General features: G+C 71.7%; 20 protein-coding genes. 11 read left to right on the top strand and 9 right to left on the bottom strand.

From position 1 onward, the window contains the following. Positions 1 to 25 precede the first annotated feature (25 nt). The gene (locus QDS12_RS07425; protein ID WP_279878126.1) at positions 26 to 5,404 is read right to left on the bottom strand and encodes an IPT/TIG domain-containing protein; all 5,379 of its coding nucleotides are present in this window, start codon (positions 5,402 to 5,404) and stop codon (positions 26 to 28) included. A gap of 309 nt (positions 5,405 to 5,713) precedes the next feature. Between QDS12_RS07425 and QDS12_RS07430 the strand changes: the two genes are divergently transcribed. Continuing rightward, positions 5,714 to 6,475 (top strand): response regulator transcription factor, encoded by a 762-nt coding sequence (locus tag QDS12_RS07430; protein ID WP_279878127.1) that lies wholly within the window; start codon positions 5,714 to 5,716, stop codon positions 6,473 to 6,475. A 1-nt stretch (position 6,476) separates the two neighbouring features. Then, positions 6,477 to 7,580, top strand: a complete 1,104-nt coding sequence (locus QDS12_RS07435) for a HAMP domain-containing sensor histidine kinase (protein WP_279878128.1) — start codon at positions 6,477 to 6,479, stop codon at positions 7,578 to 7,580. Positions 7,581 to 7,716: 136 nt separating this feature from the next. Here QDS12_RS07435 and QDS12_RS07440 read toward each other — a convergent pair whose 3' ends face one another. The 3 genes from QDS12_RS07440 to QDS12_RS07450 form a co-directional block, all read right to left on the bottom strand. Beyond that, on the bottom strand, positions 7,717 to 8,484 hold the full coding sequence (locus QDS12_RS07440) for a hypothetical protein (RefSeq protein WP_279878129.1): 768 nt from the start codon (positions 8,482 to 8,484) through the stop codon (positions 7,717 to 7,719). Between the two features lie 13 nt (positions 8,485 to 8,497). After that, positions 8,498 to 10,003 carry a Ppx/GppA family phosphatase gene (locus tag QDS12_RS07445; protein ID WP_279878131.1) on the bottom strand — a complete coding sequence of 502 codons (1,506 nt, stop codon included), beginning with the start codon at positions 10,001 to 10,003 and terminating at the stop codon, positions 8,498 to 8,500. Positions 10,004 to 10,066: 63 nt separating this feature from the next. Beyond that, positions 10,067 to 10,777 (bottom strand): glycoside hydrolase family 16 protein, encoded by a 711-nt coding sequence (locus tag QDS12_RS07450; RefSeq protein WP_279878132.1) that lies wholly within the window; start codon positions 10,775 to 10,777, stop codon positions 10,067 to 10,069. 125 nt (positions 10,778 to 10,902) lie between these two features. Here QDS12_RS07450 and QDS12_RS07455 point away from each other — a divergent pair, with 125 nt between their 5' ends. Further along, a complete protein-coding gene (locus QDS12_RS07455; protein WP_279878133.1) occupies positions 10,903 to 12,009 on the top strand; it encodes a glycoside hydrolase family 3 N-terminal domain-containing protein in 1,107 nt (368 codons plus the stop codon). A 15-nt stretch (positions 12,010 to 12,024) separates the two neighbouring features. Here the strand turns inward: QDS12_RS07455 and QDS12_RS07460 are convergent, their stop codons facing one another. Further along, complete coding sequence (locus tag QDS12_RS07460) at positions 12,025 to 12,693, bottom strand: helix-turn-helix domain containing protein (protein WP_279878134.1); 669 nt, start codon at positions 12,691 to 12,693, stop codon at positions 12,025 to 12,027. A gap of 214 nt (positions 12,694 to 12,907) precedes the next feature. On the opposite strand from QDS12_RS07460, the gene QDS12_RS07465 reads away from it, so the two are divergent. Both QDS12_RS07465 and QDS12_RS07470 read left to right on the top strand, forming a co-directional pair. Then, a complete protein-coding gene (locus QDS12_RS07465) occupies positions 12,908 to 13,651 on the top strand; it encodes a phosphatase PAP2 family protein (protein WP_279878135.1) in 744 nt (247 codons plus the stop codon). An 81-nt stretch (positions 13,652 to 13,732) separates the two neighbouring features. Then, on the top strand, positions 13,733 to 15,157 hold the full coding sequence (locus tag QDS12_RS07470) for a M15 family metallopeptidase (RefSeq protein WP_279878136.1): 1,425 nt from the start codon (positions 13,733 to 13,735) through the stop codon (positions 15,155 to 15,157). Here QDS12_RS07470 and QDS12_RS07475 read toward each other — a convergent pair. After that, positions 15,141 to 16,127 (bottom strand): hypothetical protein, encoded by a 987-nt coding sequence (locus QDS12_RS07475; protein ID WP_279878137.1) that lies wholly within the window; start codon positions 16,125 to 16,127, stop codon positions 15,141 to 15,143. The two genes, QDS12_RS07470 and QDS12_RS07475, sit on opposite strands and share 17 nt — an antisense overlap. An 18-nt stretch (positions 16,128 to 16,145) precedes the next feature. Here QDS12_RS07475 and QDS12_RS07480 point away from each other — a divergent pair, with 18 nt between their 5' ends. The 4 genes from QDS12_RS07480 to QDS12_RS07495 all read left to right on the top strand — a co-directional run bounded on the left by QDS12_RS07480 (position 16,146) and on the right by QDS12_RS07495 (position 19,715). Then, positions 16,146 to 17,321, top strand: a complete 1,176-nt coding sequence (locus QDS12_RS07480) for a DUF4185 domain-containing protein (RefSeq protein ID WP_279878138.1) — start codon at positions 16,146 to 16,148, stop codon at positions 17,319 to 17,321. A 17-nt stretch (positions 17,322 to 17,338) separates the two neighbouring features. After that, the gene (locus QDS12_RS07485) at positions 17,339 to 17,758 is read left to right on the top strand and encodes an HIT family protein (protein ID WP_279878139.1); all 420 of its coding nucleotides are present in this window, start codon (positions 17,339 to 17,341) and stop codon (positions 17,756 to 17,758) included. Between the two features lie 52 nt (positions 17,759 to 17,810). After that, entirely contained in the window at positions 17,811 to 18,578 is a 768-nt protein-coding gene (fabG, locus tag QDS12_RS07490; RefSeq protein WP_279878140.1) for a 3-oxoacyl-ACP reductase FabG, read from the top strand. Positions 18,579 to 18,671: 93 nt separating this feature from the next. Continuing rightward, positions 18,672 to 19,715: a DUF3048 domain-containing protein gene (locus QDS12_RS07495; RefSeq protein WP_279878142.1), complete on the top strand. Its 1,044-nt coding sequence runs from the start codon at positions 18,672 to 18,674 to the stop codon at positions 19,713 to 19,715. A gap of 3 nt (positions 19,716 to 19,718) precedes the next feature. Here QDS12_RS07495 and QDS12_RS07500 read toward each other — a convergent pair whose 3' ends face one another. The 3 genes from QDS12_RS07500 to QDS12_RS07510 form a co-directional block, all read right to left on the bottom strand. After that, a complete protein-coding gene (locus QDS12_RS07500; RefSeq protein WP_279878143.1) occupies positions 19,719 to 20,780 on the bottom strand; it encodes a beta-eliminating lyase-related protein in 1,062 nt (353 codons plus the stop codon). Continuing rightward, entirely contained in the window at positions 20,777 to 22,090 is a 1,314-nt protein-coding gene (locus tag QDS12_RS07505; RefSeq protein ID WP_279878144.1) for a DUF6421 family protein, read from the bottom strand. The genes QDS12_RS07500 and QDS12_RS07505 overlap by 4 nt, the downstream gene beginning before the upstream one ends. A 221-nt stretch (positions 22,091 to 22,311) precedes the next feature. Then, positions 22,312 to 22,983 (bottom strand): TetR/AcrR family transcriptional regulator, encoded by a 672-nt coding sequence (locus tag QDS12_RS07510; protein ID WP_279878147.1) that lies wholly within the window; start codon positions 22,981 to 22,983, stop codon positions 22,312 to 22,314. A gap of 137 nt (positions 22,984 to 23,120) precedes the next feature. On the opposite strand from QDS12_RS07510, the gene QDS12_RS07515 reads away from it, so the two are divergent. Beyond that, positions 23,121 to 23,645 carry a hypothetical protein gene (locus QDS12_RS07515; protein ID WP_279878149.1) on the top strand — a complete coding sequence of 175 codons (525 nt, stop codon included), beginning with the start codon at positions 23,121 to 23,123 and terminating at the stop codon, positions 23,643 to 23,645. A 114-nt stretch (positions 23,646 to 23,759) separates the two neighbouring features. Then, entirely contained in the window at positions 23,760 to 24,338 is a 579-nt protein-coding gene (locus QDS12_RS07520; protein WP_279878150.1) for a YqgE/AlgH family protein, read from the top strand. The last annotated feature ends 21 nt before the right edge of the window (positions 24,339 to 24,359 follow it).

The raw sequence follows: 24,359 nt of genomic DNA on the forward strand, positions 1-24,359 counted from the left end.
GGTCGGCGCCCGCGGCCACCTTCGATCAGGGCTTCAGCTGGTCCGATCCGGCTTCGTACCTGGGCTGAGCCCCGCTCCCCGAGGGGCGGGTCTGGCCGTCGATGTCGTCCGACGGTGCGGACACGGTGTAGCGGAACCCGAGCAGCCCGCTGCCCCACGTGACCTGGGTGCTGGCGACGCCCCGTCCGTACGCCGGCGACCCGGTGCCGACCAGGTGGTAGTCGCCGGACAGGTTGGGCGGCAGCAGCTCGCCGATGATGAGCGACTGTCGGAACGCCGGGTAGCTGCGCGCGGCCAGCACGTCCACGAACACGTCCTTCTGGTCCTTGAGGCCAGCGTCGGCCGCGATCGTGGTGCTGCTGCCGCCGTCCGTGCCCTGGTCGCTGGAGATGAGCGAGCCGATCGGCGAGAGGGTGCCGCCGCCGTCGACGACGCCCATGTCCCAGACGTTGACGTCGTTGGCGGAGCCGTCCGGCAGGGTGCCGCCGATGCCGGTCACCCAGCCGCCGCTGAACGAGCCCGCCCGGTTGTCGTTGAAGACGTTGTCGAGGAGTGTCGGCTTGCTGAACGTCGTCGCCGCGAGCACCTGCGAGGCGGGGAACATGATGGCGTTCCGGAGCCGAGCCTGCAGCGCGTCGCTGTTCTGCGCGGTAGAGAGCCCGGCAGGGGCAGGCAGCCCGTCGCTCGTGATCGCCGACGCCGTCGTGAGGTTCTTGGCGATCGTGTTGCCCGACACCGTCACGAACGGGGCGTCGTCGAGGCTGATGCCGCCGCCTTCGTGGGTGGACACGTTGTTGGTCACGGTGTTGTCCGTGATCGTGATCGTGCCCGGCGTGAGCCGGCTGACGTGCGTGCCGGCGACCTGGAGCAGCCGGATCCCTCCGCCGTCGTCGTTGGCGAGGTTGTCGGAGATGACGTTCTTGTCGATCGTCACCGGTCCGGTGCCCTCCGACAGCTGGGCGGGGTCGGGAGGCAGCTCGCCGGCGATCATGACGGCCCCGCCCTCGTCGTAGGACGAGTTGAACCAGATGCGGTTGCCCTGGATCGTGCCACCGGCGGTCGTCTGCCAGCCGAACGCGGTCATCGCGCCGCCGTACTCGGCCGAGAAGTTGCCGCAGATCGCGTTCTTCGTCACCTGGTAGCTGGCGCTGCCCGCGAAGATCCCGATGCCGCCGGCGAGGTTGGTGCCTCCGTTGTCACGGACCTGGTTGCGGGAGAGCACGAAGCCGGTGTCGAGGTTGTCGGACCGGTAGGGGGTGCCGACGCGGACGCCGCCGCCGTACGAGCCGCCGTTGCCCTCGATCACGTTGTCGGTCACCTGCATGCCGGTCACTCGGCTGTGCACGTAGATGCCGCCGCCCTGGGTGACCAGCGCACCGTCGGCGCCGTAGGGCGTCTTGACGCCGCCGGTCACCTCGTTGACGTTGGTCGGGAAATCGCTCTGCGAGCCGCCCGTGATGCGGAACCCGTCGATGGTGACCGGGTACGTGACCGGGGCGAAGCCGTTGGTCGGGTCGTCGAGCACGGTGATCACCGCTGCGTCGGGGACCTCGGGCTGCCCGGAGTAGGTCAGCGTCCCGAGGCGGGTGATCCATGCTTGGCCTTGGGCGTTGTCCGGGTTGAACCCTGAGCCGTCCAGGATCGAGCCGCGCACGAAGCTGCCGTTCGGGAGGAAGCCACCGGGCCCGACGCCTTGGATGCGGGTGCGGTGATGGACGATCAGGTTCTCGTTGTACTCACCACGCGGGTTGAGGGCCGTCTGGGCGCCCGGCCATACGACGACCAGCCAGTACCGGTTGGCCGAGGTCGGTCGTGCCGCCTCGAGCGCGGCCTGCACGGTGGCGAACTGCTTGCCAGGGCCGACCTCAGCGAGCCGGGGGTTGTTGGCGTTGCCACCGGCGTTGCCGGCGTTCCCGCTGAGGAGCTGGATGGTCAGTCCGTTGACGGTCTTGAGCCCGTTCGAAGCACGCGTGACCTCGACGGTCGCGGGACCGGGCGTGCTGGTGGTCGGGACGGTGAACACGATCTTCGTGTCGCTCCAGCTGGAGGTCGGCATGACCGTGTTGTTGAGCCGCAACGTGCCGGCGCTGCCGAAGCCGAAGCCGTTCAAGGTGACGGTGCGGCCGGCGGCCGGGTCACCGAGGCGGACCCACGGGTGGTCGGTGCTGAGCAGCTGGGGCCAGGTCGTGCCGAGGTCGCACTGGGTCGGGTTGACCGCTGTCGAACCGGGCGTGAGGGCGGTGGTGGCGACTTGGGTGGGTGCGGTGTCGGTCACCGTGTAGAGGCCCGGCCACCCTTGGAAGCTCGCGGAGATGGTCCGGAACCGCGGGTTGTAGTCGGCGTTCGGATGGTCAGGCGAGCCGGGGTCGTTGCCGGTGAACCGGTACATGTTCGGGCACGGTCCGGCGGGGACGGGGCAGTTGTAGGTGCTCGTGGACGGTTCGAGGGCCTCGTAGAAGCCGTTGAAGTCGGTATGGACCGTGTCGAGGAGCCGACCGGACCAGTCGTAGAGACCCATCGGGACGAAGGGCAGGCCCTGCGCCTCGCCGTACTCGACGCTGCGCTTGTCCAGGCTGAGGCCCAGGTCGTTGATCGTGAGGCCCCAGAAGTGCGTGGGGATCGGCACGTCGGTGAAGAGGTTGAAGTTCGGGGCCGCGGTCTGCCCGGCCCGAACCGTCACGAGCTTGTCCTCGCAGGAGGGTCGGTCCTGTCCCTGGAAGGGACTGCCGCCGCCGTCGAGGAAGTTCGGGTTGGTCACGTCGACCTTGTGCAGACGACCGGCGCAGGGCGAGATGATGCCGGCCTGCTGCGAGGGCGGCTGCGACGGCTCCGTCACGTCGGGTGTGGGAGGACCGGGCGGGTCCTGCTCGAGCGCCGGCGTGATGGCGTTCATGTTCTCCTGCGGCAGGTACCCGTCGCCGTCGAAGACGTTGACGTCCTCCTCGGCCGTCGCCTTGTACATCTTTCCGCCGCCGACCGGGTTGTCCGGGACCTCGACGCCGACGATGTAGTCGCCGGGCTTGAGGTCCTGCTCGGGGTAGCCGGCGGCCGCCAGGTCGCCGTACAGGGGGAACTGCTTGTCGGGCGCGGGGTTCTTCGCGTTTCCGGGTGCGTACAGGTTCAGCTTGGAGCTCGAGAAGCCGTAGTTGCCGTTGACGGTCTGCGAGGCATCGCCAGGCGTCTTGTCGCTCGGACCGATCGCGACGCCCATCATCGGCGCCTCGACGCACATCCGGTTGGCGTCCTCGCCGAACTCGGGCAGTGCCTTCTGGTCGATGAGCGGCTCGCCGCTGTAGTCGCGGGCCGTGCAGCCACGCGGCGGTGCCCACTCCTCGGACGTGTAGGCGTCCGACAGCTCCGGGCCCTTGACCATCGATCCCCGGTCGGGATCGGGGTTCCTCATCGTCTGGCCGGGGTTGTCCGGGTCGGGCACCGACAGCGGCACGATCGCCTTGCCCTGCCGGCACTCGTTCGCGACCGTCGCGGCGTCGGTGGCGGTGCAGGGCATGCTGGCGTAGAGGTGCACCGGAAGGTCCGGGATGCCCGGCTGGTAACCCTCCGACGCGGCGTCCGCCGGGTCCAGCTCGTTGCGGGTCACGTCATAGCTGACCGTGCCGGCGATGCCGCCGTTGCTGCCGGCGTCGTACGGCTTGACGCCCCAGTCCACCTGGCCGCTCAGCCCGATGACCGGCAGGAAGTCGAGGTCGACCAGGCCGCCGAGCTTCGTGGTCGGGGTGGGGTCGTTCTCGGCCTGGTAGGTGATGCCGGTCGTGCGGTACCGGGTGTCGAACGCCTCGAGGACCAGCCACTTGCTCAGCGGGTAGGTCTCGCGGATGTCGTAGGCGCCGGAGGAGCTCGTGGAGGCGGTGTTGGTGTACTGGTCCATCAGCGAGTTGTCGCGCTCTCGGATGGTCAGCGGGAACTGGGGCACGCCGGCCTCACCGGGGTCGCGGCGACCGTTCTCGTTGGCATCGATGAACACGTGGCCGTGCAGGTGGGTGAACCAGCCGACGATCATCCTGTTGCCCACGTCGGAGACCCCTCCGTCGGACACCTCCACGTTGAAGCTCCACAGGATGTAGTCCTGGTCGTCGTCCCAGATGGTCAGCTGGTAGAGGCCGTCGGGGACACCCGTGATGTCGAAGGAGCCATCCGCCGCACCGCGCCCGACGTAGACGGCCGCGTCACCGGCGTCGAGGTCCGAGAGCGCGACCCACGGCTTGGCGATCGGGCCATCGACATTGGCGCCTGCGAAGCCGGTCTCGGGGACGACCTGGCCGTTCTGGCCGCCGACGTAGGGCAGGCCAGCAACCGCGACGCCCTTGACCTCGCCTGTCGGGGCGCTCCCCGATGGCGTCGGCAGGCCGCGCGTGTGCACGAACCCGAACTGCACCGACGCGACCGGCTCGCCACCCTTGACCAGCTCGGTGTCGTAGCCGGTGGCGCCCTCCTGGCTCCAGATGTCGTAGTCGTGGCCGCCCTCGAGGGTGGTCGTCTGCACCCACTGGTCGGTCTGCCCGGCCGGGGGCGCGACGGTCGCCGCCAGCCGGTTGGGGCCGAGGTTCGGGATCACGATGTGCCCGCCGGCATCGCTGGTGCAGTGGCCGCTGGAACGGCTGGTGTCGACGATGGGGTGGCTGTCGGCGTCGAACAGGATCGGAGCACTGTTGTTGCCGCCCACGTGCTGGTAGGCGGTGCAGAGCGCATTCCCGTAGTAGTCGGTGCTGACGTCGCCGAACACGTCGGTGAGGTGCGCCGTGAAGCCGGACAGCGCCTTCTCGGCGTCCACCTCGTACGTGCCGTCGACAGGTGCGCTGTCGTCGAAGACGTCGATGCGGATCGTCGCGAGCGGGAGCGGCGTCGGGTCCAGCTCGACCTTCACCGTCTGACTGTTGCCGGCCACCTCGAAGTGCTGGCCGCCGATCTTGTAACCGTCGGCGGTCACGGAGATGAGGTACTTGCCCTCCGGCAGACCGTCGAGGCTCGTGCTGTCGCTGAGGTCGGTCTCGGTGCCTTGGGCGATGATCGGCGAATAACCCGACGTCTTGCGGGCCGATGGCCACGGACAGGTGTCGGCATAGTCGGCGTCGCTCGACCCACCCGCCGCACGGGCCGGTAGGCACCGATCCAGCAATGGTGCGGTGGCGGTCCCCGGATCGCCCGTGTCGTCCTGGTTGATGATCCACCGGTACGACGTCACGGCGTCGCCCTGGTGGATCAGTCCGGCCGCCGCACCGACACTGCGGCCGGAGACGACGCTGAGGTTGATGCTGCCGGGTCCCGTCGCGGCCGAGGCCGGCGGGGCGAGCCGCAGGGCGGTCAGCGAGAACGGCGACAGCGCGACAACCAGGGTGAGCGCCAAGAACGCCTTGAGCGAGAAGCTGACGGAATTCGTGATCCTCACGGTTCCTCCTCCGACACGCGGGACGGCTGGTGGCAGCGGCCACCTGGACACACGCTGGGGCGAGGACGGTCCCGGGGTCCGATCCGTGTCGGAGCGCTCACGGAAAAGACAGGCGTCGGTCATCGAGCCGACGGAAAGCTGTCATCGAGAGCCAACCGAGTCGTCAGGCGTCTGTCATCAACGTGTCATCCTCCGGCGCCGATCGGCCCCGGTTCCGCGCTGCGCGGCACCTCCGCGCTACCCCACAACGGGTAAATGGCGAGGAGGCCGCGGCGGTTCGCCTCCGATCGGCGCACCATTCTTCTGCCGATGGGGCTCGGGGTCAGGCGCTGGGAGATTGTCAGGTGTCATCCCGTCGGCGTCCGTGCCGCGCCGGCCGGTGTCCCGAGGGAGATGAGCATGAGCAAGATCCTCGTGGCGGACGATGAGGACAGAGTGAGGACGTTCCTCAGCCGCTCGCTGGTGTCCAACGGCCACTCCGTCGTGGCGGTGCCAGACGGCCAGGCGGCGCTCGATGCGATGGACGCCGAGTCGATCAGCCTGGCGTTGCTCGACATCGTGATGCCCTACCGCAACGGGCTGCAGGTGCTGACGGAGCTTCGCGAGCGCGGGGACAACACACCCGTGATCGTGCTGTCTGCCGTCACGCAGGTCGCGGCTCGTGTGCAGGCGCTCGACCACGGCGCGGTCGACTTCGTCGTCAAGCCGTTCCATCCTTCGGAGCTGATGGCACGCGTACGGCGGCACATCGTGCAGGCGCCGGAACTGCGGCACGGCGGGGACCGCTACCTCACGTCCGCCGACATCGTCCTGGATCTCGATCGCCGTAAGGCGCGCGTCGGCCGCGCCGAGGTTTCGCTGACAGAGCGGGAGTTCTCGATGCTCGCCCACTTGATGCGCCGGCGGGGGGACGTGTGCCGGCGCGACGAGCTGCTCAACGACATCTGGGGCGAGGCCTTCGGACCCAGCAGCAACGTGGTCGACGTGTGCGTGGGTCGGCTTCGGAACAAGATGCGGGAGCTCCCGGTCGAGACCATCCGAGGTGTCGGGTACTGCTTCTACGGCGCCTGACATGTGGCGTCCACCCGCCCTCTTCGTTCCGTGGAGCCTCTTCGCGGTCCTGTGCTGCGCTCTCATGGCGGCATCGCCGGGGGAGGAGACGATCCCCTTCCACCTGGGGTGGATCACCCTCTGCCTGAGCTACGGCTTCGCTCTGTGGCCACCAGCGGTGACGTTGCTGTCCACGGCGGTCTACGCCGTCGCGAGCGGTGCGGTCCTCGTGGGTCGCGCCTCCGACGGGGTGATCGGCTGGCAGGAGACCGCGGAGATCCCGCTCATGGCCCTGATGGCGTTCGTCATGGCCTGGCACGTCGCCCGCCGCGTGGAGAGCATGCGGCAGCTCGGCATCCTCGCCGACGCGGAGCGCGTGCGCCACGAGGAACGGGAGCGCCTCTCGCGGATGTACTCGCACGAGATGCGGACACCGCTCACCATCGCGCGGGGGTATGTCAGCCTGCTGCAGGAGGAGGACCTCACCGGCGAGCAGCACGAGGATCTGAGCGTGATCGACGACGAGCTCGGGACCCTCGAGCGGGTGGGGGAGCGCCTCGTACGCACGCTCGCCGTCTCTGACCACCAGGAGCGACGAGCGGTGGACGTCGACGCTCTCGTGGACGAGGTCGTGACGCGGTGGGGCAACGTCACGGCCCGGAACTGGGTGGTCGACTCGGACGTCGGCACCTTCACGTGTTCGCGCGAGCGGGTCCGCATGTGCCTGGACACGCTGGTCGAGAACGCCCTCCGCTACACCGATGTCGACGACACGGTGCGCGTGTTCGCCCGACGGGCTGGCGACACGGTCGAGCTGGGCGTCGCCGACTCCGGGCCGGGTCTGGCCGACGACGTCGTCGATGCCGTCAACCTCGAACCCAGGGTCATCGAGACGCTGCAGATGGACGTGCGGCGGCAGACGGGGCTCGGGCTCGAACTCGTGCGACAGGTCGCCGAGTCGCGCGGCGGGACGATCCGCGCCGGGCGGGCAGCCGAGGGCGGTGCCGAGATCACGTTGACCATGCCTCGTACTCCGCTGCCGCCGCACCCCGTCTCCCGTGAGGAGATGAACGTCGTCCCGGGCGCCCCCCGGATGGTGCGAACGCGCCTCGACGCGGGCGGTTGAGCGCGTCGAGCCCCGTCGACATCCCGCGGGTCCATTTGTGCGGTCGGCCTGTGCCGAGGAGGTTCGGGTCGACACCGGGCTCGTGGGTGCCTGGTGATGCAGGACGTCGAGGGCAACGAGTTCGACCTCGACTGAGTCAGGCGGAGGCGAGCTCGGCGGCGAAGAACTCCAGGGCCGTCTTCGTCTTGGTCTGCTGCTCGCCGCCCACCGGGATGCCCTTGGACTCGAGATAGGTGCGGGTGGTGATGGCGACGTCGAGCGCGCTGGCGGGAGCGCACTTGGTCGAGAGCTCCACCACACGCGAGCCGTCGGGATAGATCCACTGCTCGACGACGATCCGCTGGGTGATGTCGGTCGGGTCGAACTTCAGCTTCAGCACCAGGATCGGGCCGAGCACGGCGAGGTCGTCGAGCTCGAGGCCGTCGGGCGCGTGGACCGAGTAGAAGGCCCGCTGCTCCTTCGAGAACAGCTTGCGCAGCGGCCGCTCACCCGAGACCGAGGGGAGCACCGCCGTCGGGGAGAGGGTGTTCTTCATCGAGCCCGAGCAGATGTAGCCGCCCGGCATGGCGTCGACCTCGACGTTGAACTGCGGCGACGAGCGCAGCGACGGGTCCAGCTCGGAGGGCACGAGCGGCCGCAGCTTGACGGTCGAGTCGCTGTCGCGTCCCTGGACGCGCCGAGCGCGGACGACGACGCCGGCCCGGTTGAGGGCGAGATCAGGGGTGTCGAAGAAGTACACCTGGCGGATCTGCGCCTCCAGCGGATCCAGCGCGAGTGCCTTCGCGGCGCTCCGGTAGGCGTGGGGCGGCACGGTCAGCTTGAGCTCGACGCTGTCGGACTGCCGGGCGAGCTCCAGCATCCGCAGCAGCTCGTCGGGCAACAGCGCGGTCGGCGTCGTGGTCATGGCGGGTTCCCTTCTAGACGACCTCCGTCGCGGCGAACCGCTCGGCGAGTACGCCGTGGCGCAGGCCGCGGTCGCTCACGGTGAGCGAGTCCTTCCCGAGCTTGTCCAGCACCGTCCGCACCACGCAGGCCCCGGCCAGGATGACCTCCGCGCGGGCCGGCTGCAGACCGGTGATCGAGCGCCGCTCGGCCGCCGGGCGGGTGCGGTAGAGCTCGATCTGGCGGTCGATCTCCGCCAGGTCGAGCACCGTGCCCTGGACGACGTCAGGGTCGTAGTCGGCCAGGGCGTGGCTGACGGCGGCGAGGTTCGTGGCGGCTCCGCCGATCGCGAGTACGTCGTCGGGGGTGCCGCGGTCTTCCAGGCGGCCGAGCTCGCCGGAGATCGCGGCGAGGGCGGCGGCGAGCGTCGCTTCGGACACCGCGTCGCCCAGGCCGAACTGCTCGGTGAAGCGCACCGCGCCGACGTCCACGCTGAACATCTCGTCGACCCGGCCACCGTGCCCGAACGTGAACTGGGAGCTGCCACCGCCGGTGTCGAAGACGACCCGCGACCCCGTGGCGGGCAGCCCTGCGGTCGCCGCGAGGTAGGCCAGCCGCGTCTCCTCCTCGCCGGAGATGACCTCGACCAGGAGGTCGCACCGCTCGCGCACCGTGTGGACGAAGTCTCGGCCGTTCTCCGCGATCCGCAGGCCGGCGGTCCCCACCGCCGCCACCGCGTCGACCTCGTCCTCCCGCGCCTCCTCGAGCATCTGCGCGATCGCGTCGACGGTCCGCTCCATCGGCTCGGTCCCCAGCCGCCCGGTCTGCCGCAGGCCGTCCCCGAGCCGGGTGATGACCGAGCGGTCGGCGATCCGGCGCCACGCACCGTCTGCGGACCGCTCGCCGACGTGCAGCTTCACCGAGTTGGTGCCGACGTCGATGACCGCGAAGCGCTCGGTCCCGAAGTGCTCCAGGACCTTGAGACCGCGCCCGTAGTTGACGTTGGGGCGGCCCGCCAGCCCGAGCTCGGCGAGGGTGGCGACGACCGCGGCGGGGTCCTCCGACTCGATCGCGACGGTGCGGGTCGCGCCATGGTCCGTACGTACGTCGGTCACCTCGGCCAGGCACCCGCGCAGCTGGTAGCGCTGCCGGTGCTTGCGCACCTCCACCGCGCGCAACCGCGGGTTGGGCGCGACCACGTGCTCGAGGAGCCCGTCGAGCGAGAGCCCCTGCTCGCCGATCGTCGTCGGCGCCTCGACGCCCCAGGCCGCGGCGACGGCCGCCACGTCGGTCGCGGAGAGCGGGAACGCGGCCTTCAGCACCGGGTTCCACAGCTCGAGCCCGCCGTCTCCCACGCGCTGGAGGTGCTTGATGTCCATGAGCCCGTCGCGCACCTTGACCAGGTCGGTGCCCGGGGTGGCGAGGAGATACAGCTCGCTGCTGTCGACGACCTGCTGGACGGGTAGCTCCGCCAGACCGGTGCCCGACTCGCCCAGGTGCTCGCCGAAGCTCCGCCACTCCCAGCGAGGCACCACGGTCACGCCGACGAGCCTCGTCGCCCCGGGCGGGCGCGGCGTCATCCAGAACGGGTGAGCGTGCCGTCCTCAGCCTCGGAACGGCGTGAACGCGAACCCGCTGAGGACCACCTCGGTCGCCGGCGTCTGGTTCCAGCCGCTCTCGCAGCCGCACACCCACAGGTTGATCCCGATGCTCTCGTCGCCGGGCACGGGCACGTCCGCGCCGATCGCGGTCGCGATGGCCATCACCGCTCCGCTCCCGTCGTACGACGTCCAGGTGATCTGCCCGGGCGTCCAGTCGATCTGCTGTGTGCTGGGGCCGGTCGGGGCCGTCGTGCGCGCGACGGCGTCGTGGCCGTTCGCCCAGGTCGTGTAGTCCCAGGTGATCGGGGTGGTGCCCCAGCCGGACGCCTCGATGTCGATCTCCCGGTGGCCGTAGGCCGGGTCCGTCCCGTAGGTGAACAGCCCCAGCACGTACTCCGGCGCCAGCCGGCTCACGTCGGTGTCGACCCGCCAGCGGTAGGTGCCGTAGCCCCAGCCGTTGCGGGTCGAGTCGAGCTCGGCCTGCGTGTAGCGACCCTTCTTGTCGCGGGTCACCTTCAGGTGCAGCCGGCCCGAGCCGTCGATCGAGACGTTGGCCGCCGCCCACTGCTGCGGCGCGCCCGGGTTGCCCGGCGCGGTCCGCGGGACCCAGCTGTAGCCCTGCCAGGTGAGCGTGGTCGTCCGTGCGCCGGCGGGGGAGACGAGCCCGGCGATGAGCAGGAGCACGGCGGCGGGGAGGACGAGCAGCTTCTTCATCGCGAGGCCCTTCGATCGGGGAGGCGGCGTCCGGTCACCATCGTGCATCGGCAGCTCGGGGCCCGACCTCAGCCAGTCCACGAGGTCTTCCTCGCGGAGGTCCCCTCAGGCCCTAGGGTCGCCTCGTGCGCTCCCGGATCCTCGTCGTGCTCGCCGCCCTCCTGCTGCTCCCGGCCGCCCCCTCGCACGCGGCTCCGGCCCCGCGTACGGCGGAGAGCGTGCTGGCCGGCATGACCCTGGCGCAGCGCGTCGGTCAGCTCCTGATGGTCGGTACGCCGGCCGACGGCCCGTCCCCGGCGGCGACCCGGGCGCTGGCCCGCTACCACGTCGGCAGCGTCATCCTCATGGGCAACACCAGCGCCTCGCGGCGCGCGGTGGCGAGCACGGTGCGCGGTCTGCGGCGCAGCGCCGGACCGTCGGCCGCCGGCCTGCTCGTCGCCGTCGACCAGGAGGGCGGGCACGTGCAGCGCCTCACGGGTCCCGGCTTCGCCGCGATCCCGACGGCGCTCACCCAGGGACGGTGGAGCGTGCGCGAGCTGCGCACCGCCGCCCGCGGCTGGGCCGGCGACCTCCGCTCGGCGGGGATCGACCTCGACCTGGCGCCGGTCGCCGACACGGTCCCGGTCGGCGGTGCCCGCACCAACCAGCCGATCGGGCGCTGGCAGCGGGAGTTCGGGCACCGACCGGCCCGGGTGGCGACCCACGCCGCGGCGTTCGTGCGGGGGATGGCCGACGCGCAGGTCGCGACCGCAGCCAAGCACTTCCCGGGGCTGGGACGGGTGCGCGGCAACACCGACGACACCGCCACGGTCGTCGACTCGGTGACCCGGCGCCACGACGCCTACCTGCGCCCCTTCGCGGCGACCGTGGCGGCGGGCGTGCCGTTCATGATGATGTCGTCGGCGTCGTACCCGCGGATCGACCGCACCGCGCCCGCCGTGTTCAGCCGCACGGTGATCCACGACCTGCTGCGCGGTGACCTCGGCTTCGAGGGCGTCGTCGTCTCCGACAGCCTGACCGCCGCGGCCGTCGCCCGCTGGACGCCCGGGCAGCGCGCGGTCAGGTTCGTCGCCGCCGGGGGAGACCTCGCGCTCGTGACGACTGCCGGCCCGATCCCGGCGATGTATGCGGCGCTCCTGAAGCGCGCCCAGCGCAGCCCCGGGTTCCGTGCCCGGGTCGACGCGGCAGCGCTGCGCGTCCTGCGGGCGAAGCAGGCACAGGGCCTGCTCTGAGGGTGGCCGCCGGCGTCAGCCGTGCCGCGTGGTCCGCTCGAGGGCGCCCCTGCTGAGCTCGGCGGACGCAGCCGGCGGTAGCGCGGCAGGGTCGGGTCGGCTGCGCAGCGCCTCGAGCTGCAGCGCCGCGTAGCGGCGCCACGCGACCGAGCCCTGCCCGGCCGTGCGCTTCACGATCTCGGCGTTGCCCAGGAGCACCAGCACGAGGTCGGTCACCTCGACGTCCGGGCGGAGTCGGCCGGCCTCCTGCGCGCGGGTGACCAGTGCCTCGAGGCGGCCCTGCGTCAGCGACTGGCGCTCGGGGTCGATGGACTCGGGGCCGCGCATCGTGACGAGGTCGCGGAGCGCCGCGTTGGAGGCCTGGAGCTCGCACAGCCCGATGACGAGAGCGGACAGCCCCTCCCACGGGTCGGGCTGGGCTGCGGCCCGTTCGACCGTCGCCGAGTAGTCGGACATGATCCGCTCGTAGACGGCAGCGGTCAGGTCGCCGCGGGTGGGGAACCGGCGGTAGAGCGTCGCGATGCCGACGCCCGCCTCGCGGGCGACGTCCTCGAGGGGGGCGTCGAGGCCGTGCTCCTGGAACAGCCGGCAGGCCGCCTCGACGATGCGCTCGCGGTTGCGCGCCGCGTCAGCCCGCAGGGCCGGGTCGGCGCTGCGGACCCGCTCGCGGCTCGTCTGTGACACGCGACCCATGCTACCAAGTGGAGTGTCACCTCCAGTTCGCGTTATAGTGACGTGCTGATGTGGAGGTTCCTCTCCACATCAGCGGAGGTGGGCCCGGGGTCGGTGCACGGTGGGTACGAGGCGGTTCGAGGGGGAAGCGGTCTTGCAGGTGCGAGCTGACGTCGTCGACCGACGCGACCCCGTCGTCCCCGCTGCTCCGACCGGCCGATCGTCCGTGCGCCTCCGCCTCGCGCGCTGGTCGGCGTACGTCCCGGCGGCGTTGCGGGAGGTCCTCCTGCTGGCCTTCGTCTACCTGGTCTACACCGGGTGCCGGCTGCTCGCGGCCGACGACATCGTCACGGCTGCGCAGCGTGCGACCCGCATCCTCCACGTCGAGACGCTGCTCGACCTGGACTGGGAGTCGGCGCTCAACCAGGTCTTCGTCTCGCACGACTGGCTGGGCGTCTTCGGTGACTACTGGTACGCCAGCTGCCACTACGTCGTGACAGCGGCCGTGCTCGGGTGGCTCTTCGTACGTCGCCCCGACAGCTATCCGACGGCGCGTCGCGTCCTCATCGTGGCGACCTTCGCGGCGCTCGCCTGCTACCTGCTGCTGCCGACGGCGCCGCCGCGGATGATGCCCGGGTACGCCGACCTGCTCAACCTGCACTCCGACGCCGGGTGGTGGGGCGCCGACGCCTCCGCGCCGCGCGGGCTCGGCGGGCTCACCAACCAGCTGGCCGCGTTCCCCTCGATGCACGCCGGCTGGGCGCTCTGGGTCGCCTACGCCCTGGCGACGACCATGCGCTCTCGGATCGTCCACGTCCTCGGCTACGCCTACGCCCTCATGACGGCGATCGTGGTGATCGGGACGGCCAACCACTGGGTGACCGACGTGCTCGTGGGCTGGGCCGTCGTCTTCGCGGCCATCGTCACCGTCGGCCGCGCCGACCGTGCGGCGCGCCTGCAGCCCGCCTGACGCCCCGGATCGCTCCGAGAACCTGCGCCCTGCCACGCGCGGCACCCGCCGCGGCGTCATCCACGTGTGCACACTGGACCCATGCGCCGCGTCGTGGTCGGCCTGATCGCCGTCGTTCTCGGGATGTCGTCGGCTCCGGCCTGGTCGGCGGACCCGGCGGCTCCGGCCGTCAGCGTGCTGACCGCCACCGCCCCGCCCCCGACGTACGCCGGCCAGCCGGCGTCGATCGGCTTCACCCTCACCACCGGCGATCCCGCGACGCCCCTCGCGGGCCAGCCGGTCACCGTCGAGCGGCAGCGGGCAGGTGCCTGGCAGCCGGTCGGAACCGTCACGACCGACGCTGCCGGCGCCGGCCGGGCGACCGTCGCCGCGTCGCGCACTCCGGCCGACAACACGGTCCGGCTCAGCTTCGCCGGCGACGAGACGCACGCGGCCGCACAGGTCCTCGTGGTGATCCCGCTGCGCCGGCGCACGAGCCGGGTGACGGTCACCGGGCCCGGCCGCGTCGTCGACGAGCAGTCCACGCGCGTCAGGGTCGCCTGGCGCGCCGACAGCGGCGAGGCGGTCAGCGGGCGGGTGACCCTGCAGGTCGCCGAGCGGCAGGTCGTGACGCGGAAGGGCAAGCGCGTCGTGCAGTGGCGCTGGCGCACCGCCGCGGTCCTCCTCACCGACGCGCAGGGCGTGGCGACGTACACCTCGACGCCGCGCGCCGACACGCGCTGGCGGGCGATCGCCCCGACGCTGCCCTGGGTGACGGGCGCGAGCAGCGGCGTCTACGCGCTCGACAACCGCCCACCGGGGCCACCCGTGCGGCTGCCGGGTCGCGCCCCGACGCCGAAGCGACGGCTCCCGGTCCAGCCGCACGCCGTCGGCGCCGGGCCCCATGCGGTGGTCACGTCCGTCCCGGACGACGTGTGGCGCAGCATGGTCGGCCGCACCTGGCACTCCGGCTGCCCCGTGGGCCGTACGGCGCTGCGGCTGATCAGGGTCAACTACTGGGACTACACCGGCTACCGCCGCCGGGGCGAGATCGTCGTCGCCGCCAGCGTCGCGGCCCAGGTGGCCGCCGCGTTCTCGGACCTCTACTCGCACCGGCTCCCGCTCCGATCGATGGTGCGCGAGGACAGGTTCGGCTGGTCCGGCCGCCTGCACGGCGCCGACGACTACAAGTCGATGCAGGCCGGCAACACCTCCGGCTTCAACTGTCGCGGCGTCGTCGGCAACCCGCGCACGCTCTCCCCGCACTCCTACGGAACGGCGATCGACCTCAACACCTGGGAGAACCCCTACCGCTCGCGCCAGGGGACCGTCCCCAACCGCTGGTGGCAGCGACACTCCCACCCGCGCGTGGCGTGGCGCAGCAGCGCCCACGTCGTGGTGCGGATCATGGCGAGCCACGGGCTGCACTGGACCTACGGTCTCGGCGACACCCAGCACTTCGACGCCGTCCCGCCGGGGGCGTCGCGCCCGATCGTCGTCGCGTGCGGGCTCAGGGTGTGCGAGTAGCGGGCCGCTCCTGCCGCGACGCCACCAGCGTCAGGACCGCGATCGCCGCCCAGGCGAGCAGGAGCAGCCAGGACCTGGCGGCGGCCACGTCGATGCCCATGAGGTCGTGCTGCAGCAGCCGGAGCGTGGCCTGCTGCGGGGCGAGGCGGTCCACCTGCCACCAGGGCGAGGGCAGGTACGCCGGATCGGTGCCGCTCAGCAGCGGGACGACGGGGCCGAGGAGCAGGCCGGTCGCGAGCCCCAGCCCGGCCAGGCCGAGCAGTGACTCGGCCGCCAGGACCAGCCAGGCGCTCACCGACACGGCCGCGGCGCAGACCAGCGCGGTGACCAGCGGCCGGCCCGTGTCGACCAGCGCCGCCACGACGGCTCCGACCGCGCAGCCCGCGGCCGCCGTACCCGAGAGCCGTGCTGCGCCGCGGGCGGTGGTGGCCGCCACGGGTCCGCGCCAGGCCGAGAGCGCCGCGGCGAGCGCGATCCCGACGCCGACGAGGAGCGCGACCAGCCGGGCGGGCAGGTGGGGTGATCCGGGGCGTGGGGGCGACACCCGCACCGTGTGCAGCGTGCGCCCGTAGCTCGCGCTGACCGCCGCCGCGTCCGACGCCAGCTGCCGCGCCACGTCGGAGGGGAGCCAACCGGCGACCAGGAGCGTGTCGGCGGTCCGGCGCAGGTCGATGACCACGGCGGCCGCGGCGGCGCCGCTGCTCACCTCGGCACGGGCTGCGCGCTCGTCCGGCTCGAGACCGTCGGGCGACTCGACGACACGCGCGTGCACGGGGCGGTCGGACATGGCGTTCGCGCGGTCGACAGCAGCCTGGGCCACGACGGCAGGGCCGGCGACCGCGACGACCTCGCCGTGGAGCTCGGGACCGCTCACGCCGGCATGGACGGTGGCGGCCAGCGGCAGGGCGAGGCCGGCGAGGAGGAACAGGCCGATCGCCAGCCGGGCCGGCAACAGCGGGCGGTCGGACACAGCCGTCACACTAGTGCCGTGGCGGGGACCTCGACGGCGTGGTGGCGGGTGCGCGTCCTGGCGATCGTGCTGCCTGTCGCCGCGGTCCTGCTCGGGGTCTCCTACGTCGTGCCGAGCCGCTCCACGTCCGACGCCGCGCCCCTCGTCGAGGGTGCGAGCGAAACGCGCTGCCTGCCGACCGGGCCGATCGCGAGCGTCACCGACCTCAACAGGTTCGTCGACACCGTGCGCGGCGGACCCGACTTCGCCGGTGGGGACGTGGGTGCCAGCGTCCGCCTGCAGGACGGTCGCGACCTCTACGTCTTCGGCGACACCCTCCGTGCCCGGCCCGGCGGCCAGGCCGGCTTCGTCCGCAACTCCATGCTCGTCATCGCGCCGGGCTGCGCCCAGGTCGTCCTGCCCGCCGGGCACGGCGCCCTCGTCCCTGACCGGCCGGACGGCGTCGGCTACTGGCCGATGTCGGTCGCGCGGGTCGAGCGCCCGGGCTACGACCTCGTCGGCATCGGCCTCCAGCGGGTGCACACCACCGGCAGCGGTGTCTTCGACTTCGAGGCGCTCGGGCCGGCGACCGCCATCCTCCTGGTGCCGCGCGGCGGGGTCCCACAGCTGCTCGGCGTCCGCGACCTGGGACCGGACAGTCCCGACACGACGCGGCCGATGTGGGGAGCCGCAGCGCTGGTGGAGGGGGAGTGGGTCTACCTCTACGGCACCGCCCGTCCGCAGCGGGCGACGGCCGGCGGCTTCTCCCTCCGCGTGGCGCGCACCCGGGTCGACGACCTGCTCGACCCCGGCCGCTGGCGCTACTGGGACGGCAGCCGGTGGCGCCGCGACCCCGCGTCCGCGCGACAGCTCCTGCCGGCCGGCGACAGCGTGTCCCAGACGCTCAGCGTGTTCGAGCGGAACGGGCGCTGGTACGCCGTCAGCAAGCGTGGCGAGTTCCTCGGCTCCGACCTCACCGTCTGGACGGCGTCGTCGCCGACCGGGCCGTTCGGTGACGCGACGGTGGTCGCCCACATCCCGTCGGAGGCGACGAGCGGCACGCTGCGCTACATGCCGCTCGCACACCCGGACCTGCTGCCCGAGCCGGGCACCGTCGTGGTGTCCTACAGCGAGAACAACACCGATCCGGCGCGCATCCTCGACGATCCGCGCCGCTACCGGCCCCGGTTCCTCCGGGTGCCGTTGCCCGACTGACCCTGGAGGATGGCGCGATGGCCGACTGTCTCTTCTGCGCGGTCGCGGCGGGGGAGACCCCGGCCGCGACGGTGCTCGCCGACGACGACTTCGTCGCCTTCCTCGACCACCGGCCGGTCTTCAAGGGCCACACGCTGCTCGTGCCGCGCCGACACGTGGTGACCCTCCCCGACCTGCCCGGCGAGCTGCGCGACGGCTTCCTCGGTCACGCCCAGCGCCTGGCGGCGGCGGTCGTCGCCGGGCTGGGTGCCCAGGGCAGCTTCGTGGCCGTCAACAACACCGTCAGCCAGTCGGTGGCGCACCTGCACCTGCACGTGGTGCCGCGGACCAAGGGGGACGGGCTGCGCGGCTTCTTCTGGCCACGCACGCGCTACGCGTCCGACGACGAGCAGGAGGAGTACGCCGGCCGGCTGCGCGCCGCCCTGGCGGAGGGCTGACCGAACGTCATCTAGAGTGGCCGCCGGTCCGGACACCAGGAGCGGAGGAATCATGGGGCGTTTCGACGGGCGGGTCGCCGTCATCACGGGTGCGGCGCGGGGGATCGGCCTCGGTGTCGCCACCCGGTTCGCCGAGGAGGGTGCGTCGGTCGCGGTCATCGACCTCGACGAGTCGGCCGCCGCCGAGGCCGCCGGCAAGCTGCCTGTCTCCGGCGGGGCCAAGCACGTCGGTGTCGGCGCTGACGTCGCCAGCTCGGCCGACGTCGACGCGGCGATCGCGCGTGTGGTCGACGAGCTCGGCGGCCTGCACATCCTCATGAACAACGCCGGCATCACCCGCGACAACCTGCTCTTCAAGATGACCGAGGACGACTGGGACCTCGTCCTGGGCGTGCACCTCAAGGGTGCGTTCCTCATGAGCAAGGCCGCGCAGGCGCACTTCGTCGCGCAGAAGTACGGGAAGATCGTCAACGTCTCCTCGACGTCGGCCCTCGGCAACCGCGGCCAGGCGAACTACTCCGCCGCCAAGATGGGCATCCAGGGCTTCACCCGCACCCTGGCCATCGAGCTCGGACCCTTCGGCGTCAACGTCAACGCGATCGCCCCCGGCTTCATCGCCACCGAGATGACGGACGCGACGGCCGCGCGGCTCAACCTCGACGTCGACGAGTTCCGCCGCCTCAGCGCCGAGCACAACCCGGTCAAGCGCGTGGGCTTCCCCGAGGACATCGCGGCCGCCGCCGCGTTCCTCGCCAGCGACGAGTCGTCGTACATCACCGGCCAGACCCTGTTCGTCGACGGCGGCGCGACGCTCGGCTGAACGCCCCGCGCGCCTTCCGGACGCCCCCCGACCACTGACGCACACTTGACAGCGGCCACCGCTGGACTCGCACCACACCCGATCGGAGCCCTCGTGCGCACTCGCACCCAGAGCCGTTTCCTGGCTCGCACCCTCACGCCCCTCCTCGCCGCCGGGCTCGTCCTGGCCGGGTGCGGCGGTGGAAACGACGACAACAAGTCGGCCGCGAAGCCGGGTGCCTCGACCTCGCCCACGACCCCGCCGCCGCCGCAGTACTGGCCGCTCACCGGCGTCCAGGCACCCGCCGGGACCTCGGTCGCGAAGAACCATCCGGTGTTCGTGGTGAAGATCGACAACACCGACAACAGCGCCCCCCAGCTCGGGCTCGGCTCGGCCGACATGGTGGTCGAGGAGCTCGTCGAGGGCGCCGCCACCCGGCTCGCGGCCTTCTTCTACTCCGGCCTGCCGAAGACCGTCGGCCCGGTCCGCTCGATGCGGGCCAGCGACATCAGCGTCGTCTCGCCCGCCGGTGCCACGGTCGTCACGAGCGGCATGGCCGGTCCGACGAAGGCCCGGGTCAACGGCGCCGGCGTCAAGTTCATCGAGGAGGGCGCCAAGGGCTTCTTCCGCGACAACTCCCGTACGTCGCCCAGCTGGTACCACCTGCTCGACCACCTGGACCAGACCGCGACCCTGGCGAAGACGAAGGCGGCCCGGACCCCGAAGAACTACCTGCCGTGGGGCACCGAGGCGGACTTCCCGGCCGGCGGCCAAGCCGCGACGCAGGTCGACGTCCCGTTCGGCGGCTTCCACACCACCAAGTGGGCCTTCCAGGGCGGGCACTACGTCAACACGAACTCCTACGCCAAGAAGGGTGACGCGTTCGCCGCCGACAACGTGCTCGTGATCCGCGCGCACATCGGCGACGCGGGCTACCTCGACCCCGCGGGCAACCACGTGCCGGAGATCCAGCTGGACAACCGCTCCGGGAAGGCGCTGCTGTTCCACGGCGGCAAGCTCGTGCGGGCGACCTGGAGCAAGGGCAACGCGAGCTCTTCGTTCGAGCTGAAGACGGCCACGGGCCCGCTCAAGGTCCCGGCGGGTCACACCTGGATCGAGCTGGTCCCCGACAACGGACCCCAGCTGACGATCAGGTGAGCATCACGAGGCAGCGCTGCGGACGGCGTCGGCGAACGCGTCGACGTCGTCCTCGGTGAGGTCGAAGCTGCACATCCACCGTGCCACCGGCCGATGCGGGTCCGACTCGTCCCACAGGTAGAACGGGAAGTGCGGCTGGACCGCGTCGACGACCGTGCGGGGCAGCCGCACGAACACCGCGTTCGCGTCGACCGGCGCGGTGATCTCCACGCCGTCGATGTCGGCGACGCCGGCTGCCAGTCGCGTGGCCATCGCGTTCGCGTGGGCGGCGCTGCGCAGCCACAGGTCGTCGGCGACCATGGCCTCGAGCTGGGCCGAGACGAACCGCGTCTTGGAGCTGAGCTGCGTCGCCAGCTTGCGCAGGTAGAGCACGCCGCGCACCCGCTCGGGGTTCAGGACGACGATCGCCTCGCCGAACACCATGCCGTTCTTCGTCCCGCCGAAGGACAGCACGTCGACCCCCGCGTCGCGGGTGAACGCCCGCACCGGTACGTCGAGGGCCGCCGCCGCGTTCGCGATCCGGGCGCCGTCCATGTGGACGCTCATGCCGAGGCCGTGCGCGTAGTCGGCGAGCGCCTTCACCTCGTCGACCGTGTAGACCGCGCCGAGCTCGGTGCTCTGGGTCAGCGAGAGCACCTCCGGCTTGGCCCTGTGCTCGTCGTCGAAGCCGCGGGCCTCGCGGGCGACCAGCTCGGGCGTGAGCTTGCCGTGCTCGGTCGGCACCGTCATGAGCTTGAGGCCGCCGACCCGCTCGGGCGCCGCGCACTCGTCGGTGTTGATGTGCGCGACGTCGCTGCAGATCACGCCCGACCAGCGGTCGGTCAGCGACATCAGCCCGACGACGTTGGCGCCGGTGCCGTTCCAGACCGGGTAGACCTCGATCCCGTCGCCGAACAGCGGCGCGAACACCTCCGGCAGGGCCGAGGTGTAGGCGTCGGCGCCGTATGCGCTCTGGTGGCCGCCGTTCGCAGCGGCCAGCGCGGCGAGCACCTCCGGGTGGGCCCCGGCGTAGTTGTCGCTGGCGAAGCTGATGCGGGAGGGATCGTGGCGGACCGGGATCGTCATGCCGTCATCTTGCCGGTGACGCCACGCGTCGACTCGACCACCCCACCCAGCTTCTTGGCCAGCGTCTCGTAGAACATGCTCAGCGGGAACTCGTCCGGCAGCACGTCGTCGACGAGCTGGCGTGGCGGGACGCTGAAGTCGAGGGTCTCGTGGGCACGCGCCCACTTCGACCCCGGGTGCGGAGCGAGGTACGTCGACACCAGCTCGTGCCCCGCGATCCAGTGCACGACCTTCGGCCGGTCGATGCCGTCGCGGTAGAACCGCTGGATCTCCTCGCCGAGGCGCGCGGTGAGCTCGCGGGCGCGGTCGAAGTCGATGGTGAGCCGGTTGTCGGTCCAGCGCACCGCGTCGTTCTTGTGGAGGTAGGCGAAGAGCAGCTGGCCGCCGAGGCCGTCGTAGTTGCGGACCCGGTTGCCGGTGACGGGGAAGCGGAAGAGCCGGTCGAAGAGGACGGCGTACTGCACGTCCTCGGCCTGGGCCAGCCCCTCGTCGGCGAGGGTGACCGCCTCGCGGAACGCGGTCAGGTCGCAGCGCAGCTCCTCGAGGCCGTACATCCAGAACGGCTGGCGCTGCCGGATCATGAACGGGTCGAAGGGCAGGTCGCCGTGGCTGTGCGTCCTGTCGTGGATGAGGTCCCAGAGGACGAACGCCTCCTCGCACCGCGCCTGGTCGGCGAGGAGCTCGCGGGCCTCCTCGGGCAGCTCGAGCCGAAGGATGTCGGCGGCCGCACTGCTGACCTGGCGGAAGCGGGCGGCCTCCCGGTCGCAGAAGATCCCGCCCCAGGTGTAGGAGGCCGGCGTCTCGCGCACCACGACGGTCTCGGGGAAGAGCACCGCCGAGTGGGTGTCGTAGCCGGCGGTGAAGTCGTCGAAGCGGATCGGCACGAACATCGGGTTGTCGTAGCGCGTCGCCTCCAGCTCGGCGAGCCAGGCCGGCCACGCCTCGTGGATGAGCAGCGCCTCGAGGTTGCGGTCCGGGTTGCCGTTCTGCGTGTACATCGGGAACACGACCAGGTGACCGCGACCGTCCGCGCGCCCCCGGGACGGGTGGAACTCGGAGAGCGAGTCGAGGAAGTCGGGAACGCCGAGGCCGGCGTCGGCCCAGCGGGCCAGGTCCTTGTCGACCGCGGCCAGGTAGGCCTCGTCGTGCGGGAAGTACGGCGCCAGCTCGGCGACCGCTCCCCGGATAGTCTCGACCAGACCGAGGGGTGCCTCAGGTGCCGAGCCGTCGGGCTGCTGGTGGCCGCGGAACTCGCTGACCGCGTCGCGCAGGCGCAACCAGGCGGGGTGCTGGCGAAGATTTTCCGTCATGATCCCTCCAATGCCGTAGATCGTCCGGTTTGCGAGCCTATGTCATGGATGGATCGTGCGCCAATGGCGCGCGCCGACGGCCTCCGCTCCGATGGCGCGGATGCTGTCGAGGTCATCCGCTCGTCCGCGCGACGGCGCCCACGGACAGGTCCGGCGGGCCGGCGGGGCGAGCACCGCCGGCGGTGTCGCGGCGCGCTCTCCCCAGGGAGGCGACCGGCCGATCAGTCGGGCTCGGGCGAGGCGATGTGGATGCCCTGCTCGGCCAGCGACTGGATGCCGGTGAGGATGAAGCTGAGCGCCGCCTCGACGCGCAGTGTGGCGAGCTCCGGGTCGGAGGACGCGGCGACGGACTCGCCCGCGGACGAGAGCGCGCCGAAGAAGATCCGCGCGAACGTCGCGATCATGTCGTCGTCGACCTGGGCGCCCGGAACGGTCAGGACGGTGCGGACGATCTCCTCGACGACGCCGAAGCTCGACCGCTCCTCCTGCTCGCGGTAGCGCTCGTAGCCGAGCACGGCGGGGCCGTCCTGGATCACGATGCGGCGGTAGATCGGGTCGCGGACGATGTCGAGGAAGCCGCGCAGGCCGGTCTGCGCCTTCTCCCACGGGTCCTTGATGCCGGTGGTGACCTCGTGGATCCGGCGCGCGGACTCCGACTCCACCCGCTCGAAGACCGCCTCGTAGAGCGCCTGCTTGCCGCTGAAGTGGTGGTAGAGGGCGCCCTTGGTGACGTCGGCGCCGGCGACGATGGCATCGAGCGACGTCCCCGCGTAGCCGTGCTCGGCGAACAGCCCCTCCGCGACCTCGAGCAGCGCCCGCTTCGTGCTGGCGGAGTACTGCTGCCGACGGCTCGCGCCGGGCAGGGGCGGAACCTTCGGCACGAGCTTGCTCACGCGGCGGAGTCTAGATCGTTGTGACGACCGCCTCGTGGCCCGGATCACTCCGAACGGTGCTTTCCGTACTGTGGGTATGTCGCGTACGTTGGGTACGTACTCACGGTATGTGAGTGTCCCCGAGAAGGAGCGCGACCATGACCTGGACGTCCTTTCACAACCGTGGAGAGATCCTCCGCAACGTCATCGACGTGGCCAACGCGCGCCTCGACGGCCGACTCCCGACGGACGTCGACGGAGTCGGAGCCACGTTCGACGACGAGCTCGACCTGCTCTGCACGCTCCAGCTGAAGTGGCACACCCGGCTCGCCGGCCGCATCGAGCGCGAGCTCATGGCCCAGCCTCTCGACCTCGAGTCCGCCGTCGTCCACGCGTGGCACGGCGTCGCCGACGAGCTGCCCGGCGTCCGCGCGATCCTCGACGCCTACCGCGCCGAGCCCGTCGACGCCGAGATGGCGCACGCGATCAGCAAGTCGCGTGCGAAGGAGCACATGCTGCTGGCGGTGATGGCCGGTCACGCGTCGGTCGCCGACGAGCGGGCCGTCCCCGTCGGCGAGCGGATCGAGGAGCGCGCCCGGGCGTCGTACGTCCCGGTCCCGCCCGAGCTCGGCGCGGGCCGCCCGAGCCTGCTCGACCGCATCCGTGCGGTCCTCGCCGCCTGACGGCACCCCGATCCGCGACCCCGGTCGCCGGCGCAATCCCTCCCTCCCTCAGCGCCGGGGCCGGGGTCGCTGTCCGTCCTCGCCACCACTCGGATCCTGGGTCATGATGGGGGCATGCCAGGCGACGAGGGAGGGCCCGCCGGTCTCGCGGCCGGGATGCTGCTCGTCGCCACGCCGATCCTCCTCGACCCCAACTTCGCCGACACGGTCGTCCTGCTCCTCGACGTCGACGAGGACGGCGCCCTCGGCGTCGTGCTCAACCGGCCCTCGCCGGTCACCGTCGCCGAGGTGCTCGACCAGTGGAGCGGCGCCGTCGCCGAGCCCGACGTCCTCTTCCACGGCGGCCCGGTCGGCACCGACGCCGCGCTGGCCGTCGCGCTGTTGCGCGATCCCGCCGACGTGCCCGTCGGCTTCCGCACCGTTCGCGGCTCCCTCGGTCTTCTCGACCTCGACACGCCGGCCGAGCTCCTCGCCGGCAGCCTTTCCCGCCTGCGCATCTTCGCGGGGTACGCCGGCTGGGCGCCCGGTCAGCTGGAGACCGAGGTGGAGGAGGGCAGCTGGTACGTGGTCCCGAGCGAGGCGCTCGACGCCTTCCGCGGCGACACCGAGCTGTTGTGGCGTGACGTCCTCCGTCGCCAGCCCGGCGAGCTCGCCTGGCACTCCACCCGGCCCGTCGATCCGGACCTGAACTAGCCCGCGGGTTAGGGTTGGCGC

This window comes from Nocardioides sp. CER19, assembly GCF_029846275.1.
Lineage (GTDB): Bacteria > Actinomycetota > Actinomycetes > Propionibacteriales > Nocardioidaceae > Nocardioides.

Bases quoted from the DNA above. Each gene is read 5' to 3' on its own strand.
- QDS12_RS07430 (WP_279878127.1), top strand. From the start codon at position 5,714: ATGGGGCTCGGGGTCAGGCGCTGGGAGATTGTCAGGTGTCATCCCGTC.
- QDS12_RS07435 (WP_279878128.1), top strand. From the start codon at position 6,477: ATGTGGCGTCCACCCGCCCTCTTCGTTCCGTGGAGCCTCTTCGCGGTC.
- QDS12_RS07440 (WP_279878129.1), bottom strand. From the start codon at position 8,484: ATGACCACGACGCCGACCGCGCTGTTGCCCGACGAGCTGCTGCGGATG.
- QDS12_RS07450 (WP_279878132.1), bottom strand. From the start codon at position 10,777: ATGAAGAAGCTGCTCGTCCTCCCCGCCGCCGTGCTCCTGCTCATCGCC.
- QDS12_RS07470 (WP_279878136.1), top strand. From the start codon at position 13,733: ATGCGCCGCGTCGTGGTCGGCCTGATCGCCGTCGTTCTCGGGATGTCG.
- QDS12_RS07485 (WP_279878139.1), top strand. From the start codon at position 17,339: ATGGCCGACTGTCTCTTCTGCGCGGTCGCGGCGGGGGAGACCCCGGCC.
- fabG (WP_279878140.1), top strand. From the start codon at position 17,811: ATGGGGCGTTTCGACGGGCGGGTCGCCGTCATCACGGGTGCGGCGCGG.
- QDS12_RS07500 (WP_279878143.1), bottom strand. From the start codon at position 20,780: ATGACGATCCCGGTCCGCCACGATCCCTCCCGCATCAGCTTCGCCAGC.
- QDS12_RS07505 (WP_279878144.1), bottom strand. From the start codon at position 22,090: ATGACGGAAAATCTTCGCCAGCACCCCGCCTGGTTGCGCCTGCGCGAC.
- QDS12_RS07515 (WP_279878149.1), top strand. From the start codon at position 23,121: ATGACCTGGACGTCCTTTCACAACCGTGGAGAGATCCTCCGCAACGTC.
- QDS12_RS07520 (WP_279878150.1), top strand. From the start codon at position 23,760: ATGCCAGGCGACGAGGGAGGGCCCGCCGGTCTCGCGGCCGGGATGCTG.